This is a genomic window from Pantoea sp. ICBG 1758 (genome assembly GCF_002928325.1).
In the GTDB taxonomy this organism is placed as follows: Bacteria; Pseudomonadota; Gammaproteobacteria; order Enterobacterales; family Enterobacteriaceae; genus Pantoea; species Pantoea eucrina.
The window spans coordinates 236,349-252,160 of the sequence record NZ_POWL01000004.1 but is presented as its reverse complement, the minus strand read 5'-3'; the positions used below and the strand labels follow the sequence as shown (position 1 = coordinate 252,160).

The 15,812-nt window shown below is 55.7% G+C and carries 10 protein-coding genes; 7 read left to right on the top strand and 3 right to left on the bottom strand.

From position 1 onward, the window contains the following. Positions 1 to 19: 19 nt before the first annotated feature. The 4 genes from C1Y41_RS14895 (at position 20) to C1Y41_RS14880 (ending at position 3,849) form a co-directional block, all read left to right on the top strand. The gene (locus C1Y41_RS14895; RefSeq protein WP_071668138.1) at positions 20 to 595 is read left to right on the top strand and encodes a pyridoxamine 5'-phosphate oxidase family protein; all 576 of its coding nucleotides are present in this window, start codon (positions 20 to 22) and stop codon (positions 593 to 595) included. A gap of 352 nt (positions 596 to 947) precedes the next feature. Further along, positions 948 to 1,931, top strand: a complete 984-nt coding sequence (locus C1Y41_RS14890) for a DUF1852 domain-containing protein (protein WP_040113825.1) — start codon at positions 948 to 950, stop codon at positions 1,929 to 1,931. Between the two features lie 24 nt (positions 1,932 to 1,955). Beyond that, positions 1,956 to 2,987 (top strand): methionine synthase, encoded by a 1,032-nt coding sequence (locus tag C1Y41_RS14885; RefSeq protein ID WP_071668139.1) that lies wholly within the window; start codon positions 1,956 to 1,958, stop codon positions 2,985 to 2,987. 241 nt (positions 2,988 to 3,228) lie between these two features. Beyond that, positions 3,229 to 3,849: a pyridoxamine 5'-phosphate oxidase family protein gene (locus C1Y41_RS14880; RefSeq protein ID WP_104085741.1), complete on the top strand. Its 621-nt coding sequence runs from the start codon at positions 3,229 to 3,231 to the stop codon at positions 3,847 to 3,849. 68 nt (positions 3,850 to 3,917) lie between these two features. Here C1Y41_RS14880 and C1Y41_RS14875 read toward each other — a convergent pair whose 3' ends face one another. Together C1Y41_RS14875 and C1Y41_RS14870 are read right to left on the bottom strand one after the other, a co-directional pair. After that, entirely contained in the window at positions 3,918 to 4,382 is a 465-nt protein-coding gene (locus tag C1Y41_RS14875; RefSeq protein ID WP_040113832.1) for a YlaC family protein, read from the bottom strand. Positions 4,383 to 4,449: 67 nt separating this feature from the next. Next, positions 4,450 to 5,853 (bottom strand): PLP-dependent aminotransferase family protein, encoded by a 1,404-nt coding sequence (locus tag C1Y41_RS14870; RefSeq protein WP_040113834.1) that lies wholly within the window; start codon positions 5,851 to 5,853, stop codon positions 4,450 to 4,452. 423 nt (positions 5,854 to 6,276) lie between these two features. On the opposite strand from C1Y41_RS14870, the gene C1Y41_RS14865 reads away from it, so the two are divergent. After that, on the top strand, positions 6,277 to 7,527 hold the full coding sequence (locus tag C1Y41_RS14865; protein WP_104085834.1) for a sensor domain-containing diguanylate cyclase: 1,251 nt from the start codon (positions 6,277 to 6,279) through the stop codon (positions 7,525 to 7,527). A gap of 585 nt (positions 7,528 to 8,112) precedes the next feature. Then, positions 8,113 to 13,983, top strand: a complete 5,871-nt coding sequence (locus C1Y41_RS14860; protein ID WP_233207441.1) for an autotransporter outer membrane beta-barrel domain-containing protein — start codon at positions 8,113 to 8,115, stop codon at positions 13,981 to 13,983. Between the two features lie 68 nt (positions 13,984 to 14,051). Here C1Y41_RS14860 and C1Y41_RS14855 read toward each other — a convergent pair whose 3' ends face one another. After that, complete coding sequence (locus tag C1Y41_RS14855) at positions 14,052 to 14,672, bottom strand: LysE family translocator (protein WP_071668141.1); 621 nt, start codon at positions 14,670 to 14,672, stop codon at positions 14,052 to 14,054. A 621-nt stretch (positions 14,673 to 15,293) separates the two neighbouring features. On the opposite strand from C1Y41_RS14855, the gene C1Y41_RS14850 reads away from it, so the two are divergent. Then, a complete protein-coding gene (locus C1Y41_RS14850) occupies positions 15,294 to 15,560 on the top strand; it encodes a YdgH/BhsA/McbA-like domain containing protein (protein ID WP_071668142.1) in 267 nt (88 codons plus the stop codon). The last annotated feature ends 252 nt before the right edge of the window (positions 15,561 to 15,812 follow it).

Genomic DNA, 15,812 nt, shown 5'->3' with positions numbered 1-15,812 from the left:
TCAGCCGCGAGGAGACGTTATGGCACATTTACCGGATGCGCATCTGCAGGCAATCTGGCAAAAGCTGACTCATGCGGTCAGCGCGCGCTCACCCTTTACCCTGATGCAGCTGGCCAGCGTGGCAGAGAATGCACAGCCTAAGATCAGAACCATAGTGCTGCGCGATTTCAGCCTCGCGCCAGCTTCCTTACTGTTTACCACTGACGTGCGCAGCGCCAAAGTGCAGGAGATGAGAGATAATCCGCAAGTTTCGCTGCTGGGCTGGGATGCGGAGAACAGCTTTCAGCTGCGTCTTGAGGGTAAGGCAGGCTGCGTGGATGAAGGCGAACTGCGCCGTACCGTCTGGCAGAAGCTGCGGCCCGCTGCGCAGCAGTTATTTTACTCGCCTGATTCACCCGGTGAGATCCTTGATGATCCGGATGCGCTGCGTAGCGGACACGCCTCCGCTTCGTTAGCTGACCCCCCGGAAAATTTTGCGCTGATACGCATCATGATAGAGCGTGTTGAGTCGCTTGATGTTAGTAGCGAACCTCATCAGCGCTGTGAGTTTTTACTGCAGGCGAACGGATGGACAGGACGGTGGCTGGTGCCTTAGCTCGCCTGACTCAAATATTTTCAGCTAAGTGAAAATGTGGATGTTGAGATTTATTCATCCTGATTAAACGGGGTGCAGATTAATCACGCCTTAAAAAACATAAGGTTATGCGCCTTTCGGTTCACGCCTGCCTTCATTTCAATTTAGTTATGGGCTTAATGAAGCCGCTGCCCATCTGAACATGAAAAAGCTTCAGGTTCGGTGAAATTTAATCACTTTTTTTCAGCAGGGGAGTAAGGCATAAAAGAGTCAGCCCATTGAGGAAATGGTTATATCAAATCAGCATTCAGCGTCGGTTGTACAGGCAGACAGAGAAGCAGGTTTACATCAGAAATTGAGGTGAGAAATTACGATGAACAAAGAATTTACCTTTTCAATTAAAAGCCTTCGTTTTGACGAAAACTATAATCCTTCTGCAAACACGCGTATCACAACTAACTTCGCCAATCTGGCAAGAGGTGAAATGCGTGAGGAAAACCTGCGCAACGCACTGAAGATGATTGATAACCGCTTTAACTCGCTGGCGCACTGGGACAACCCGAAAGCTGACCGCTATGCCGTTGAGCTGGATATCATCTCTGTTGAGCTGAATATCGATCCGGCGGGAAATGAAAAGCCGTTTCCGGTCATCGAAGTCCTGAAGACAACCGTAGTTGATAAAACAAGCGGGCAGCGCTTTGAAGGCGTCGTCGGGAACAATTTCTCTTCCTGGGTGCGCGATTACGATTTCAGCGTTGTGTTATCTGAGCACAATAAAAACCAGGCCGGTTTCAGTACGCCGAAAAACTTCGGTGATCTGCACGGCAATATCTTCAAAGGCTTCGTCAGCTCAGATATCTATAAAGCCAGCTTCAGCAAGCGTCCGATTATCTGCCTGAGCGTCTCCAGTAAAAATACCTATTACCGTACCGGTAATCATCATCCGGTTCTGGGGATTGAATATCGGCAGGACGCGGATTCGCTGACCGATCACTACTTTGCCAAAATGGGCCTGCAGGCGCGCTATTTCATGCCGCAGGGCAGCGTTGCGCCGCTGGCTTTCTATTTTGCCGGCGATCTGCTGCGTGATTACAGCGATCTGGAGCTTATCAGCACCATCAGCACGATGGAGACGTTTCAGAAAATCTATCGTCCGGAGATCTACAACGCGAACTCAGCGGCCGGACAGGAGTATCAGCCGAGCCTGTCACACAAGGATTATTCACTGACACGCATCGTTTATGACCGTGAAGAGCGTACGCATCTGGCGGTTGAGCAGGGTAAATTCACCGAACAGCATTTTATCAAACCTTACCAGACTCGTCTGGAGCAATGGTCTGCTGAGTTTGCGCACTGATTAATGGAAAAAAGGTTATCTATAGTGAAAAAGTTATTACCGACATCGACGTCTGGCAGTTTACCGAAACCTTCATGGCTGGCGCAGCCGGAAACATTATGGTCCCCGTGGAAACCGGCGGGTGACGATCTGGCAGATGCCAAGCGCGATGCGCTACGTCTCTGCCTCGACGACCAGCTGCGGGCCGGTATTGATATCGTCAGCGATGGTGAGCAGACGCGTCAGCATTTTGTGACGACGTTTATTGAGCATCTCAACGGCGTGGATTTTGAAAAGCGCGAAACGGTGCGGATCCGCAACCGCTACGATGCGAGCGTACCGTCGGTGGTAGGTGAAGTTTCACGCACTAAACCTGTATTTGTTGATGATGCAAAATTCCTGCGTCAGCTGACTACTCAGCCGATCAAATGGGCGCTGCCTGGCCCGATGACCATGATCGACACGCTGTATGACGGTCACTATAAAAGTCGCGAAAAACTCGCCTGGGAGTTTGCCAAAATCCTCAATCAGGAAGCCAAAGAGCTGGAAGCCGCAGGCGTGGATATCATCCAGTTTGATGAGCCTGCCTTCAACGTCTTCTTTGATGAGGTTAATGACTGGGGTATTGCGGCGCTGGAGCGTGCCATTGAGGGATTACAGTGCGAAACCGCTGTACATATCTGCTATGGCTACGGCATTAAAGCTAATACTGACTGGAAGAAAACGCTGGGTTCTGAGTGGCGCCAGTATGAAGAAATTTTCCCGCGCCTGCAGCGCTCAAATATCGATATCGTCTCACTGGAGTGCCAGAACTCCCGCGTGCCGATGGAGCTGATTGAACTGATCCGCGGGAAAAAAGTGATGGTCGGTGCCATCGATGTGGCAACCAATACTGTCGAAACGCCGGAGCAGGTAGCGGAAACGCTGCGTAAAGCGCTGCAGTTTGTCGATGCGGATAAGCTCTATCCCTGCACCAACTGCGGTATGACGCCGCTGTCGCGTCAGGTTGCTCGCGGCAAGCTGGATGCGCTGAGCGCCGGTGCTGATATCGTGCGCCGCGAACTGCTGGGCCAGTAATACGCCTGAGGGTGTATCAGGGCTGACGTCTGACGTCGGCCCTTTTTTTTATCATTCTTAACCGCGCCGTACGCTTTTGCGGCTATCCCGGCCAGGCGGTTCATTAGACAAACAAATATATTTATACGCAGGCGCTGAAAATAACTGTGCTGCGGCGCAGCAATATGCCATTCGCGCGTTGCTTCCGGCGTAATGCATCCCTTACGCTAGCGGCAGGCCCGTTAAACACAGGATTCCGGCAATGACGGATGGAAGCAATACGATTACCGATTTAAGCGCGCTTGCAGCGTGCTACGGCGCGGTGGCGAAACCGTCGCTGACCAAAGTCACCGATCATATTCACCCGGCGTATCGTCCCTTTATCGCCGCCTCACCCTTTGTCGCGCTGGCCACCAGCGGACCGGATGGGCTGGACGTTTCACCCAGAGGCGATCCGGCAGGTTTTGTGCATATTGAGGATGAGCGCACGCTCTTGCTGCCGGACAGACGCGGCAATAACCGTATCGATAGCCTGCGCAACATTTTGCATGATAATCGGGTAGCGCTGCTGTTTCTGATCCCGGGTATCGGGGAGACATTGCGCGTAAACGGAACCGCCACCATAAGCGTCGATCCCGCCTTACTTACCCGCTTCGCGATGAATAATCAGCTGCCAAAAACGGTGTTAACCATCACCGTTGAGAGCGTCTTTTTCCAGTGCAGCCGGGCCATCATTCGCTCCCGGCTCTGGGATCCGGCGACGCAAATTACGCGGGAGGCGCTGCCAAGCACCGGTTCCATACTGAACAGCATTTCGCAGGATATTGACGCCGGCGCCTACGATGCGGCACTCCCTGGTCGCCTGAAAGAGACACTCTATTAATCCGGCCTGATGCCGCACAGCAACCTGCACTCTACAGCCTGCCAGCAGGCTGTTTTCAGTTCCGCAGACTACCGGGTTCTCAGACGGTAAATATCAGCAAAGTAAAGATGGCCTTTACGGGCATACTGCGCCTGCAGGGTAGCTTTTTCGCTTTCGGTGAGTACATCTCCATTGAGCAGGTCATGAATAAAGGCTTCGCGAACGTAAACTTCCATGTACCAGTCGCCGGTATAGCAGTTCTTCCATGCGCCTTTATCGATATCTTTTACCCGGTAAGACGGGTTCACGTGAAAAAAGAAAAAGAAGTTACAGACGGCAAAAATGGCACAGCAGACGACATACTCAATTGTGCCGAAGGAGTCGGAGTAGAGTAAAAGTGCCATGGTCAGCACAAACAGGAAACACATCAGGCCATACAGGCCCGGGTACTGACGGATAAACGATACGTCGAAATAGGGTCGATCGTTGCGTTTTTCCGCGCGGTTGATGCTGTCCAGCTCCTGCTGCAGAAGCGCATTAAGTTGATTGCTCATGTTTTAAACCTTATCTGCCCATAATGATGGAGTTAACGTTTTACTGGCTGTTGTTAGCGTCACGCTGCTAAATCGCCATACCGGAAAAGTGGATGGGATCGGCCAGCATGGCGGCCAGAATTTTCAGGCCCTCTTCACACTGCTGCCGCGACTGAGAACCGCCCAGACAGATGCGCAGCGCGTCAGCAGGAAGATTACCAGTGCAAAACGCGGCACCGGAGACGGCGCTGATCCCTTTTTCACGCAGCTTTGCCGCGATGTCGGAGGCGTTGGCGTTGACCAGACCGGGCAGCGGCAGCCAGAGGTGATAGCCTGCGCTGTCAGCCTCAAACGGGTATCCGGTCAGGCAGGCCGCTGCAATCTGCTGGCGGATGCCCGCCTCCTGTCTGATAGCGATCAGCATGCGATCTGCCGTCCCGTCATTGATCCACTGCCGCGCCAGCGCATTAGTGAGCGGGCTGGACATCACCGTCAGCGCCCGCAGCACGCCGGAAAGCAGCTGCATCATCTGTCTGTCAGGGCCCTTCACAAACGCGATCCGCAATCCGGGGCCAAAGCACTTCGACAGGCCGGTAAGATACCAGGTCAGTTCCGGTATTAATCCGGCAAACGTTGGCACCGGCGCATCGCTGAGCGCCGCATAAGCGTCATCTTCAATGACCGTAATGTTATAGCGCTGACAGCACTCAGCCAGCGCCCGCCGGCGCGCTTCCGGGATCGTCATCGTGGTCGGATTTTGCAGCGTCGGGTTGATATAGAATGCGCCGATCTCGCCGCTGCGACACAGCGCCTCAAACGCCAGCGGATCGGGCCCCTGCGCGTCACAGAGCACCGGCTGCAGCCGCACGCCCAGATGACTGGCAATCGCCTTCATGCCAGGGTAAATCAGGCTGCTGACACAGACCGCACCTTTCCTGCGCTTCAGCAGCGTCATGATGCCCATCAGAGCGCTGTGAATGCCCGGACAAACCAGCACGTCGGCCTCGCTCTCTACGTGAAGTTTGCGCCCGATCCAGCGCATCGCTGCTGCTTTATCCTCTGCCGTCCCGCCAAAATCCTGATAGCGCAGCAGACTCAGCATGTCGGTCTGGTTAAAAAGGTTGATGGCTCCTGCGCGCAGCGCTTCCTCAACGGCGGCACCGGCAGGTTCTGTCGGCGCATTCATGGTCATTTCATAAGTGCTGGCAGGCAGAGCTGAAGAGGCTGATGCCCGCGCACGAATAAAACTGCCGAGTCCGGGGCGTGAGTCAATTAATCCTCTGCGCCGCGCTTCCGCATAACCGCGCGTTACCGTGGTGTAATTCAGACCCAGCGTTTCAGCCAGTTCACGCAGCGGCGGCAGACGGTAGCGTGAAGGCAACTCGCCTGTACTGATGCCCTCTGCAATGAAATCCGCGATGCGCAGATAGGCCGGACGTTGCGTCTGCTGCTGAAGCAGGGCTGCCCAGCGCGTAAAAAGCGGCGTAATCATATTAAATCCTGTCTCAGGACGTTACGCAGACAGGTATATCACAGCCATAATCAAGGCGTAACTTGATTGCATGGTTGATTGCATCAGTTTTTCCATTTGACTCACTTTGCGTGTTATCTGTACAGCGACAGGACGGGGCAGATTGCCGTAAAAGGAGGCTCTCGCTGCCCGCCGCGGGGAATAACGCTTTACCGATTAAAGATTGCAGGCGGGTCAGCCGATAACGCTTCTGTGCTGCGTCAGTTTTTGTATCGGGTCAGAGAAACAGCGACGTTTTGCCAAATCAGGCAGGCGTAAAATGATTCTCTGACTATCATCGTTCTTTTGCGCGCGTGCAGGATAGCAAGCCGGGCGATCGGGATATCTGCCACAATACGTTTTATGCTCTTTGAGTATCGTCAGAATAAACCAGGTCCAGCTATCATGAGCACAACGATCAAACCTATCTTATCCGCCGTTTGGTCCACCAACGCCCTGGGGATCTGCGTCACCAGCCAGGAGTGCCCTGCCGGCCTGATACCTGCGCTCAAAGGCGTCACGCTACGGGAGTGGCTGAGCATCGCCCAGGCTGATGAGGATGCAAAAATTGCGCTGCTGCTGACTGCGGCCCTGGAGCGCGTACAGCCTTTTCATATTGAAGTGCCGATCAACTGCCTGGATGGCACCCTGCGCCATGTCATCGTGTCAGGCTTGCCTGGCGAGCGGGCGGAAGCGCCACACCTGCAGTACAGCGGTTTCGTACTGGATGTCACCGGACAGCGTAAGGCGCTGGAGGAGGCGCTGCGCACGGCCGCTGAATATCGCCTGCTGATTGAAAACAGCACGGATCTTATCGCTCACTGCGATGCCGAAGGGCGGTATGTCTCAATTTCTCCCTCCTACAGCGAAATGATTGGCTGGTCAGCCGAAGAGATGCTGGGCCAGCGGGTGACGGACTTTCTGCACCCTGACGATCGCGCACCTGCAGCCGCGGTGCTGAGTGCTATTTTCGCCGGGGGGGAGCAGCCGGACGTGGTGGAGGTGCACAAACGTCATCGCAATGGCCACTATATTACGCTTGGCACAAAAGCCTGCGGCGTGACCGATCCCTCCACGGGAAAGAACATCGGTGCGGTACTGGTATCGCGCGATATCACCCGCGACAAAGAGAAAATGCTGCAGCTGGAGCAGCAGGCGATGCGTGACGCGCTGACCGGCCTGCCAAACCGCTCCTGGTTTTATAAGCAGGTTGACGCCCTGCTCGCACAGCAGCAGGAGCAGCGCCTTGTCACGGTGCTGTTTCTCGATCTGAACGGATTTAAAGCCGTTAACGATTCAATGGGCCATGCGGCAGGTGACACGCTGCTGTTACAGATAAGCGAGCGGCTGCAGAGCTGCCTGGCGCCGGATGAGTCGGTTGCCCGACTCGGCGGCGATGAGTTTGTGGTAGCAGCCCGATGCCGCGATCGCCGGGAGGCCTCTGCGCTTGCTGAACGTCTGATTGCCAGCTTCAATGCTCCTTTCAGCATCAACAGCAGGACGATAAGCATCGGGGCCGCCATCGGCATAAGCCAGGCGCGACCTGCGACATTATCCGCTAAATTACTGATTCAGCAGGCTGACACCGCCATGTACCAGGCAAAAGCCCGCCGTGACGTCGCATACCAGTTTTTCTGCCTGCCCTCGCCTCTGTGACGGGCATCAGGCTGGCTAACAGAATTACATCGCGATTTCTCTCCCCCGATCTGGTGGCTGAAAGGGTTACGCGCACGATAAAGCAGCTCGCAGCTTTCGCTGGTTTATGCATTTGGCTAATCGGTGTGGCTGTGATTTTTCTGAGTGTCGGGTTAATAATGTATGTTAATAAACGGTACTTTTATTCTTTTCATTCTTTTTAATAACTAATTGGTTAATGAATTTTTTAGCTCCGCCGAAATAAATCTATGTGAAAGGCTTTTATCTTAATTTATGATTTATGCGCTAACGAAGCGTAAGCCAGGCTGGACAATACATTAGTAACGTGATGTTATTGTCTGCGCATTGATTACTTTTATCTGACATTTCCAAAATAAATACGCTCTGTCGATGCCTGAAAGCCGTGTTCTGTTTTCAGGTTTTGCTTTTTTCTCAGCTGAGGAAAATATCGTGTTTAAATTAAATCCTGTACTTCTGGCCCTTATTGCAGCACAAGGTATGATGTTTCCGGTTTTAAATGCATCGGCGGAGATATTAAAGCCCTATACGCCTGAAAATAATGATTATAAAGCGGGTGCATTGTATTTGCGTGATGGTTCAGTGCGGACGCTGACCGGGCTGCCGCAGTTCACGCCGGGGGTGAGTGGCGTAACCCGCACAACGCTGGGTGAGCTGCAGCGCGCGGGCCGGATCGTTACCGATACGCTCACGGGGCAACCCCGTATTAACGTCGGGCAGCAAAATCTGAATATCGTTATTCCCGATCCCGAAAACAACAGCTATAAATCCTTTCATGTTTATGACAGCTTAGCCTTTACAGATTTACCAGAAATTAATACAGAGACACAGGCAGAGGACTTTTATGCTGTAAACGATCGTCAATATATAGATGCCCGCATCGCCTCAGTTACGCGCGGCACGCTTAATATTAATATCGGGCGACCTGACAAAATCGCAGGTTCGGACACAAACCGCTGGTCAATGGCGGCCAGGCAAAGCCAGCTTTTTACCACGGCACAGCGCGGCCATCTGAACTGGAACAGTAATAATCGTGTTACTTTCACCGCCGTTGAGGCACCTCCCGCAAATAATCAGCTGACGCTGAGCAGAGATAGCGTGGTGAGATATACCGGGCCTTTCAGCGTAAATACGCGGGATGGCGAAGTCACCACGTTCACGGTAGCCTCCCTTGCGGAATTAAGAAATTATAATGACTGGTTAATCAATCAGCTGCTGAATGACAATATTACGCAGGAAGAGTATGGCAACGCGTTTAATAAAGCGTTTTCGCTTAATGAAGGCCGCGTGGTTTATCGCACCGGTGCCGGCAACCGCCGCGATGAAGTCAGGCTGCCGGCGGGCGACCGGATAGTGCTAAGTGCGAATGGTCGTGACGCCAGCGTGAAAATTTCTGCAGGGCGTACGCTTGAGGTCATCAACGCCAGCACGGCGATGCAGGCCAGCAACGGCGCGACCGCAATCATTGATGGCAAGCTCGCCGTGACCGCCACCGGGATTGCTGAGAGCAGGGCGCTGGCACTTCTCTCGGGCAGCACCGGAATCAACAATGGCACGCTGAACGCCGGCTTCCTGAATAACGCCAGCGGCACGGGTGTCGACAGAAGCACGCTGGGCTATATCGGTAAGGCCGTTGCGGTAAAAAACGGCAGCCGTTTTACCAATAATGGCGTGATTAATCTTGCCCCCGGCGATGCGCCTGAAGGCCAGGAAAGCAGCGCCATCTGGATTAATCAGGGCAGTGCGATTAACCGCGGCAGCATCAACGTCGGCGTCACGGATGTGGTCAATAACAGTTCAGCGGCAGGGGTTACGTTAGGCGCTGCAGGGCACTTTATTAACACGGCACAAGGCACCATCGCCATCGGGCGCTCGCCGCAAAACCGCAAAACGGACAGAACGCAGGATGTCGCGGTTACGCTGAGCGGCGGCGTCAGTGCTATTGAGCAACACCACAACAGCAGCGCGATCAATAATGGCCGTATTGTCATCGGCTCCCGCGTGCAGAACGCCGTGGGTATGCGCGTGGAAAATGCACCCTCTGCGCTGACGCTGAATAACGGCGTTATCGATATCAACGGACGGGCACAGCCTCAGCCGCTGGAAAACATCGGCATGCTGGTGCTGAATGCCGGGCAGTACGGGCGGGTGGGCAACGCAGGAACAATCAATCTTAACGGTGATAACAGTACCGGCCTGCGCATCCTTGCCATGCAGAACCATCGCGCCAGCGCCTGGTCTACCGGCACCATCAATGTCAGGGGTCATGCTGACCTCCCTGGCGGCACGCAGAATACCGCCGTCTGGGTAACCGGCGAACAGGGCGCTCAGGCGCACGCCGCGCTGGGCGGACGGATCAATTTACAGGGCGATGCGGCTATCGGTGTGCGTGCAGATGGAAACGCCCGGGTGGAGGTGGCCGCCAGCGCGGTGCCGCGCGCCGGAGAGGGCCGTAATCAGATCAGTTTCTTTATCAGTGGTCCGGACGCACGTCTCCGGCTGCCCGCCAGCGGCCGCTACGCCACCTCCAGCCCCGACGGTACGCTATTTCGCTTCGCGGATGGCGCAGACTTCAGCGCCAGCGGTACTACGCTCTCGCTCAACGCACCGGGCGCCACCGGTATCGTGGGCAGCGGCAGGGGCAGCGATATTGTGACGCGTGATGCAACATTCAATGTAGGTGCTGGCGCCAGCGCCATGCGGATAGAAGGCGGTGCGCAGGGTACACTCAGTGCTGCCACCCGGCTGCGCCTGACGGGCAAAGGCGCCAGTGCCGCAACGGTTGACGGGTATAAATATGATCTGAGCGGCCGCAATATCAGCGCTGATTACCTGCCGGATAGCCGCACGCTGCTGACCAGCCATGCCGCTATCAGCGGGCTGGCGGATGCGCAGGTGGGACTGGCGGCAGTAAACCAGGCGCAGCTGGTGAATACCGGTCGCATCACTTCAGGAGGAGAAGGATCGGTGGGGATCCTCGCGCGCCTGGGGGCGAAAGTCATCAACCAGGGCGATATCAGCGTGACGCGCGGAGGAACCGGCTTATACGCCGGGGGATTCGCCACTCCCGGGGAGAACCTCCCGACCACAGAAATAACCACCCGCGGCATGTTAAATGTGTATGGCGGATCGGGCAGCCAGCAGACAACGCTGGGCGCGATCGCCAGCGGCGAGCAGGCGGTGCTGAACCAGAACGGCATTATCAATCTGTACGGGGCTAATGTGGTTGGTGCCCGCGCCGAAAAGAACGCCATTATCAACAGCGGGGCAACAAGTCGCGTGGTGTTTCATCATGCTAACCAGGTCGGCTATCAGGCGACGGACACGGACAGTATTATTTTCAGCAGCGGAGGCAGCACAGACGTCAGTACAGCCGGCTCAACGCTTTACCAGGCCAGCAACGGAGGCGATGTCTATGCGCGTGAGCCCGGTACGGTAACGCTGAGCGGAGCTGATACGACCGGCGTCTCGGTCTCCGGCAGTACGTCCTACGCCTACCGCACTGACCGGTATAACGTGAACGGCAGAGGGGCTGCGGCGCTGCGCGTCTATGAACTGGGCGAGGGGATTGTCACCAGTCCCATTGCACTTAACGGCAACAATACCAGCGGCGTAATAGCGTCGGGCGATCGGGCAACCGTCTATGCCGCTTCTGACATTACCGGGCGCGGCCGGCAGATCACCGCTTTCGACGCGGGTTACTATTCAGCGATCTTCAATCAGTATCAGGGCTTGGTGAATTTAACCGGCCCTGAGAGTACGGGCGCGCGCGTGCACGACAACGCGTCATTTCTTAACTTTGGCAGTGTGCGTATCGCCTCGGGCACCGGCATCGATGCCAGCAGTGGTTATGGTTACTACTATCCGCGCGAGAGCAGTCGTCTGCAGGTAGATGACGGGATCGCCGCGCTGCGGGTCGGCAACAGTGGCGGTCTGGCGGTTCAGGGTGATGGTCAGGGCTACAGTACCATTACCGCCAGCGGACGCGCCGATGGCGTGCTGCTGGATAACGGGGCGCAGTTTTTCCAGGCCAGCGATATCACGCTGGGCGCTTATGGTCGTGGCAGCGTCATCAATAACCGTGCCGGAATTACCGCTATTTCACTGCAAAATGTGCGGCTGGAAACCGGGCGCGGAGCCGGTATCCGTTCAGCCGTCTCTTTTGACGGCGAAGGGAGTGCGCAGATTGTCACAGGCGAAGGCGGAACCGGCTATCTGTTTGCGAATGAAGATGGTTCAGCAACGCGTAACGATCTGTTTATCGGGCAGGGCTATTCCATCACGGTGCCCGGTAAGGGCACCGCCATACGTGCCAATACAACCGGAGATGTTGTCACCGCAGGAACGATTGCCATTGAGTCCGCTAACGGCGGATCCGCCGTAGTGACGCGCACCGCCAGGCGGGTGATTAACCAGGGCAGTATCACGTCACAAAGCCTGGTGGCACCCATCATCGATTTGCGCGGCGGTGCGTCGGTCTTTATCAATGAAGGCACCGTGACGGCACCCAATCCGCAGACTGTGGTGGTGGCGGGTGGAGCGGCCCGGGATGTTGTTGCCCTGCTGGACGGCAGGGTAACCGGCGATGTGCATACCGGTAACGGAGAGGATACGCTGATTGTCACCGGCGGCACGCTGAAGGGCAGTCTGACAATGGGCAGCGGCGTAAATAACCGCGCCACCGTACAGAACATCAGCCTGGAAAATACCCGGCACATCACCACGGCTGGTGGCGCAGGCAGTACTCTCAACCTCCATGACATTACGGCGCGTGGCGGATCTTTTACCAGTGACGATCCGGTAAAAGGCACCAATATCGGCGCCGGCTGGAGCACGCTGAATTTTTCCGGCACCCGCTGGACGCTGACGGACAACCTTCGGCTGGCGCACAGTACCATCAATATTGACGCGGATTCGACCCTGCTGGCGGGAGATGGTGTTCAGCCGCTGCTGCAGGGCGGTAGCGCCACCTCGCTGCAGGTGAATAACGCTGGTACGCTGGATTTGACCAATGGCAGCAGCCAGGCCGGTAACTCGCTGACGCTTAACGGCGATCTGGCTTCGGCAAACGGCACGCTGCGGCTTAACTCGGCGGCCACCCGCAGCGATATATTGCGCGTTAACGGTAACGTCAGCGGCACGACGCTGATTGATGATGTTCTGCGCGGCGCGCCGCAGCTGGATCGCAACGGTGACGGAATCATCGGGCCGGCGGAGGGGGTTTCGCTTGCGCAGGTGTCGGGCAGAGCCGCTCCGCAGAGTTTTGTTCTGAAGCAGGGGTATGTCGCTTCAGGCCCGTGGCAATACAGCCTGTATAGTTTTGCCCCAGGCAGCAGCGCCGCCAGTGAACGTCAGCTTAGCGGCAGCGGTAATGATTTCCGCGACTACCGTCTGGCTAACACGTTTGTCTGCGCAGACGGCGAGCTTTGTCAGCCGCAGCCAGGCAATGGCAAAACCGGCCTGCGCAGGGCGGTAACGCCGCAGCTCCCGTCATATATCTCAGCGCCGGTTGGCCTGGCACTCTATACGCTGGCGATCACGGACGATCTGCACAAGCGGCTGGGCGAGCTGCGCCAGCAGCACGATCCCGATGCAGCGGGCGGTGAGATGTTTGTTCGCTACCTGGGAGCCAACCTGCACTATCAGAGCAACCGCGGCCTGAGTCACTACGGCTATGACGCTGACCTTGACTACAGCGCGGCGCAGCTCGGCGGTAACGTCATCCGACTGGATGGCGCAGACGATAGCCTGCGCGGCGGTATCGCCTGGACGCGCGGCAACACGCGTATTCGTCCGCACGCGGTGGATGGCTACAGCTCAACCGCTTTCGACAGCGACAGCGTGGCGCTGTATGGCACCTGGCAGCATAGCAGCGGCCTCTATGTTGACAGCTCGCTGTCATGGAACCGCTATCGTGGCGAAACTGACATCATGCGGCAAAAAGCGGTGGCTTCGCCGGAAGGCAGCGGCTGGGCGGCTTCACTGGAGTCAGGCTACGCCATTGAGCTGACGCAGGGATGGCGTATCGAACCCCAGGCGCAGCTGACCTGGCAGCGTCTCGATATGGACAGCCTGACCGATCGGGACCAGACGCGGGTTTCCTGGGATCGTTATGAGCAGACCGTTGGCCGGCTCGGGGCGCGGCTGGACCGCACGTGGCAGGATGAGAGCCTGCGGCAGTACACGCCTTATCTGCGCGCAAACTACTATCGCGGCTGGGGCGGAACGGCGAAAACCCGGGCCGGCTCTGCTGACGGCACGGAGAGTCAGCGTTTTGACAGCGGTAAGTTTGGTCAGATGTGGGATGTCGGCCTTGGCGGCACCGCGACGCTCACCCGGGATGTGTCACTTTATGCCGAAACCGATTATCGCAAAGAGGTTAACGGGAACGGCGCGCACGGCTGGCACTACAATGCCGGTGTTCGCTGGTCGTTTTAAGCGGCGGCCATTGCCGGCCTGAGCAGCGTTTCAGGCCGGCTGCGGCAGGTTTACCGCAGCCGCGCTGTTCAGCGACGGCTCAGGGCCAGACGGGCAGCAAAGGCCAGAAAAATGGCGCCGGTTGTACGATCCATCCAGCGAATGACCTTCTCTTTTCGCAGTATCGTTGCCAGCGGGCGCGTGGCGCTTATCAGTGCCATCGACCAGCTCGTCCCGATCACAATATGGATACCGACCAGAATAAAGGTCCAGAGTACCGGTGAGTGACCCTGCGGAATAAACTGCGGTAAAAAGGAGACATAGAAAATGCCAATCTTAGGGTTGAGTGCATTGCCGAGCACGCCTTTCAAAAACCAGTTTGAGCCTTTTTTAGCGGTATTATCCGCCAGCGTCAGCTGCTTTCTCGGACGCAGCAGCATGTTAATGCCCAGCCAGCTCAGGTAGAGCGCGCCACAATACTTCAGGATGTCGTAAGCCAGTTCTGACACTGCGATGAGCGCCCCCAGCCCGAACGCCACGGCGGCTCCCCAGACCAGACAGCCGGTGCTGATACCCAGCGCCGCGTGAACCGCCTGTTTTCGTCCCTCAACCGTTGCCGTTCTCAATACCAGCGCGGTATCCAGGCCCGGCGTCAGAGTCAGTAACAGCGCGGCAAAGCTGAATGCCAGCAGCGCATCCATTATGGTCATCATATCTCTCCTTCAGGCAACAGGTTGTTCTGGTCGCAGGCATCCATCTGAGGCAAACCTTTACTCAGGCTAATCCGGGCTGCTGAGCAACGGACGAGTGCAGCAGCAGCTTTTCGGCCGACGGGCGAACGGCTTATACAGCATATAGCGTTTACGATAAACGCTCAATTATCGCCAAAGAGCAACACGCACCTGCTGCGTTACCCGACCCGGAAAAATAAATATCATCCTGGCAACGGCCGTCATACAGAAATAAATATCAGATGCAGCGATCTGCTGTGGAAAAGTAGAAATGCTGCCTGTGATAATAAAACCGGCGGGTGGTTTGAAGGCAGTATATATATATTTACGCGCGGCGACGCCTGCCGCTGGCTATAACGTGCGGCTGCTTCGCAGGAAGCGCTCGCGCTACCGTGAATCGCCCGGCAGGCCGTTGTATTCAGGAAGAAAGTGGCCGTTTCGACATCACGCACGTATCACCGGACCGGACAGCCGGCTGCGGGTAAAAGCTGTCTGCCCGCATAATTAAAAAATCTCCTGAAAGAACGTTGCTTTATTTTTATTCTGAACTATCTGTTTATAGGGATATCCGGTTATTTTTTATTTCACGAGGACTAATGTATGAAACGTAAAATAATGGTCGCTGCTGCTCTGTTTCTGGGAACACTTGCCTCTGGCTCTGTTTTAGCCGCGCAGGAGATCACTAAAGAACAGGCCAGCCAGTATCAGGAAGTGGGCAAGATAAGCTCGATGAAAGAGCAGACTGCGCCTTCAGATGCCAAAGCCGATCTCTCCAAAAAGGCAGATGAACTGGGCGGCAAATACTACGTCATCACCTCTGCAAAAGAGGGTTCAAAGATGTCAGCTACCGCTACCGTCTATAAATAACAGCGGGTCTGTTGTATGCAAACGGCAGGCTATGGATGGCCTGCCTGAATGGCACCGCGATCTCTCCCGTAATCATCGCTGATCACCTCCTGCACTCTGCCTTTCTCTAAATCGGTATAACCTAAACCACCGCTATTTCCGGGTTTTAACTCCCTATATCACTGAATATTATGATGTTTACATAAAGTTACATTTGCAATGGAATCTTTTAGAGAATTGCTAAAGCAAATGATTATCATTGTCTTTCTCATA

Coding starts and splice junctions, on each gene's coding strand:
- C1Y41_RS14855 (WP_071668141.1), bottom strand. CDS start 14,672: ATGACCATAATGGATGCGCTGCTGGCATTCAGCTTTGCCGCGCTGTTA.
- C1Y41_RS14865 (WP_104085834.1), top strand. CDS start 6,277: ATGAGCACAACGATCAAACCTATCTTATCCGCCGTTTGGTCCACCAAC.
- C1Y41_RS14870 (WP_040113834.1), bottom strand. CDS start 5,853: ATGATTACGCCGCTTTTTACGCGCTGGGCAGCCCTGCTTCAGCAGCAG.
- C1Y41_RS14875 (WP_040113832.1), bottom strand. CDS start 4,382: ATGAGCAATCAACTTAATGCGCTTCTGCAGCAGGAGCTGGACAGCATC.
- C1Y41_RS14880 (WP_104085741.1), top strand. CDS start 3,229: ATGACGGATGGAAGCAATACGATTACCGATTTAAGCGCGCTTGCAGCG.
- C1Y41_RS14850 (WP_071668142.1), top strand. CDS start 15,294: ATGAAACGTAAAATAATGGTCGCTGCTGCTCTGTTTCTGGGAACACTT.
- C1Y41_RS14895 (WP_071668138.1), top strand. CDS start 20: ATGGCACATTTACCGGATGCGCATCTGCAGGCAATCTGGCAAAAGCTG.
- C1Y41_RS14890 (WP_040113825.1), top strand. CDS start 948: ATGAACAAAGAATTTACCTTTTCAATTAAAAGCCTTCGTTTTGACGAA.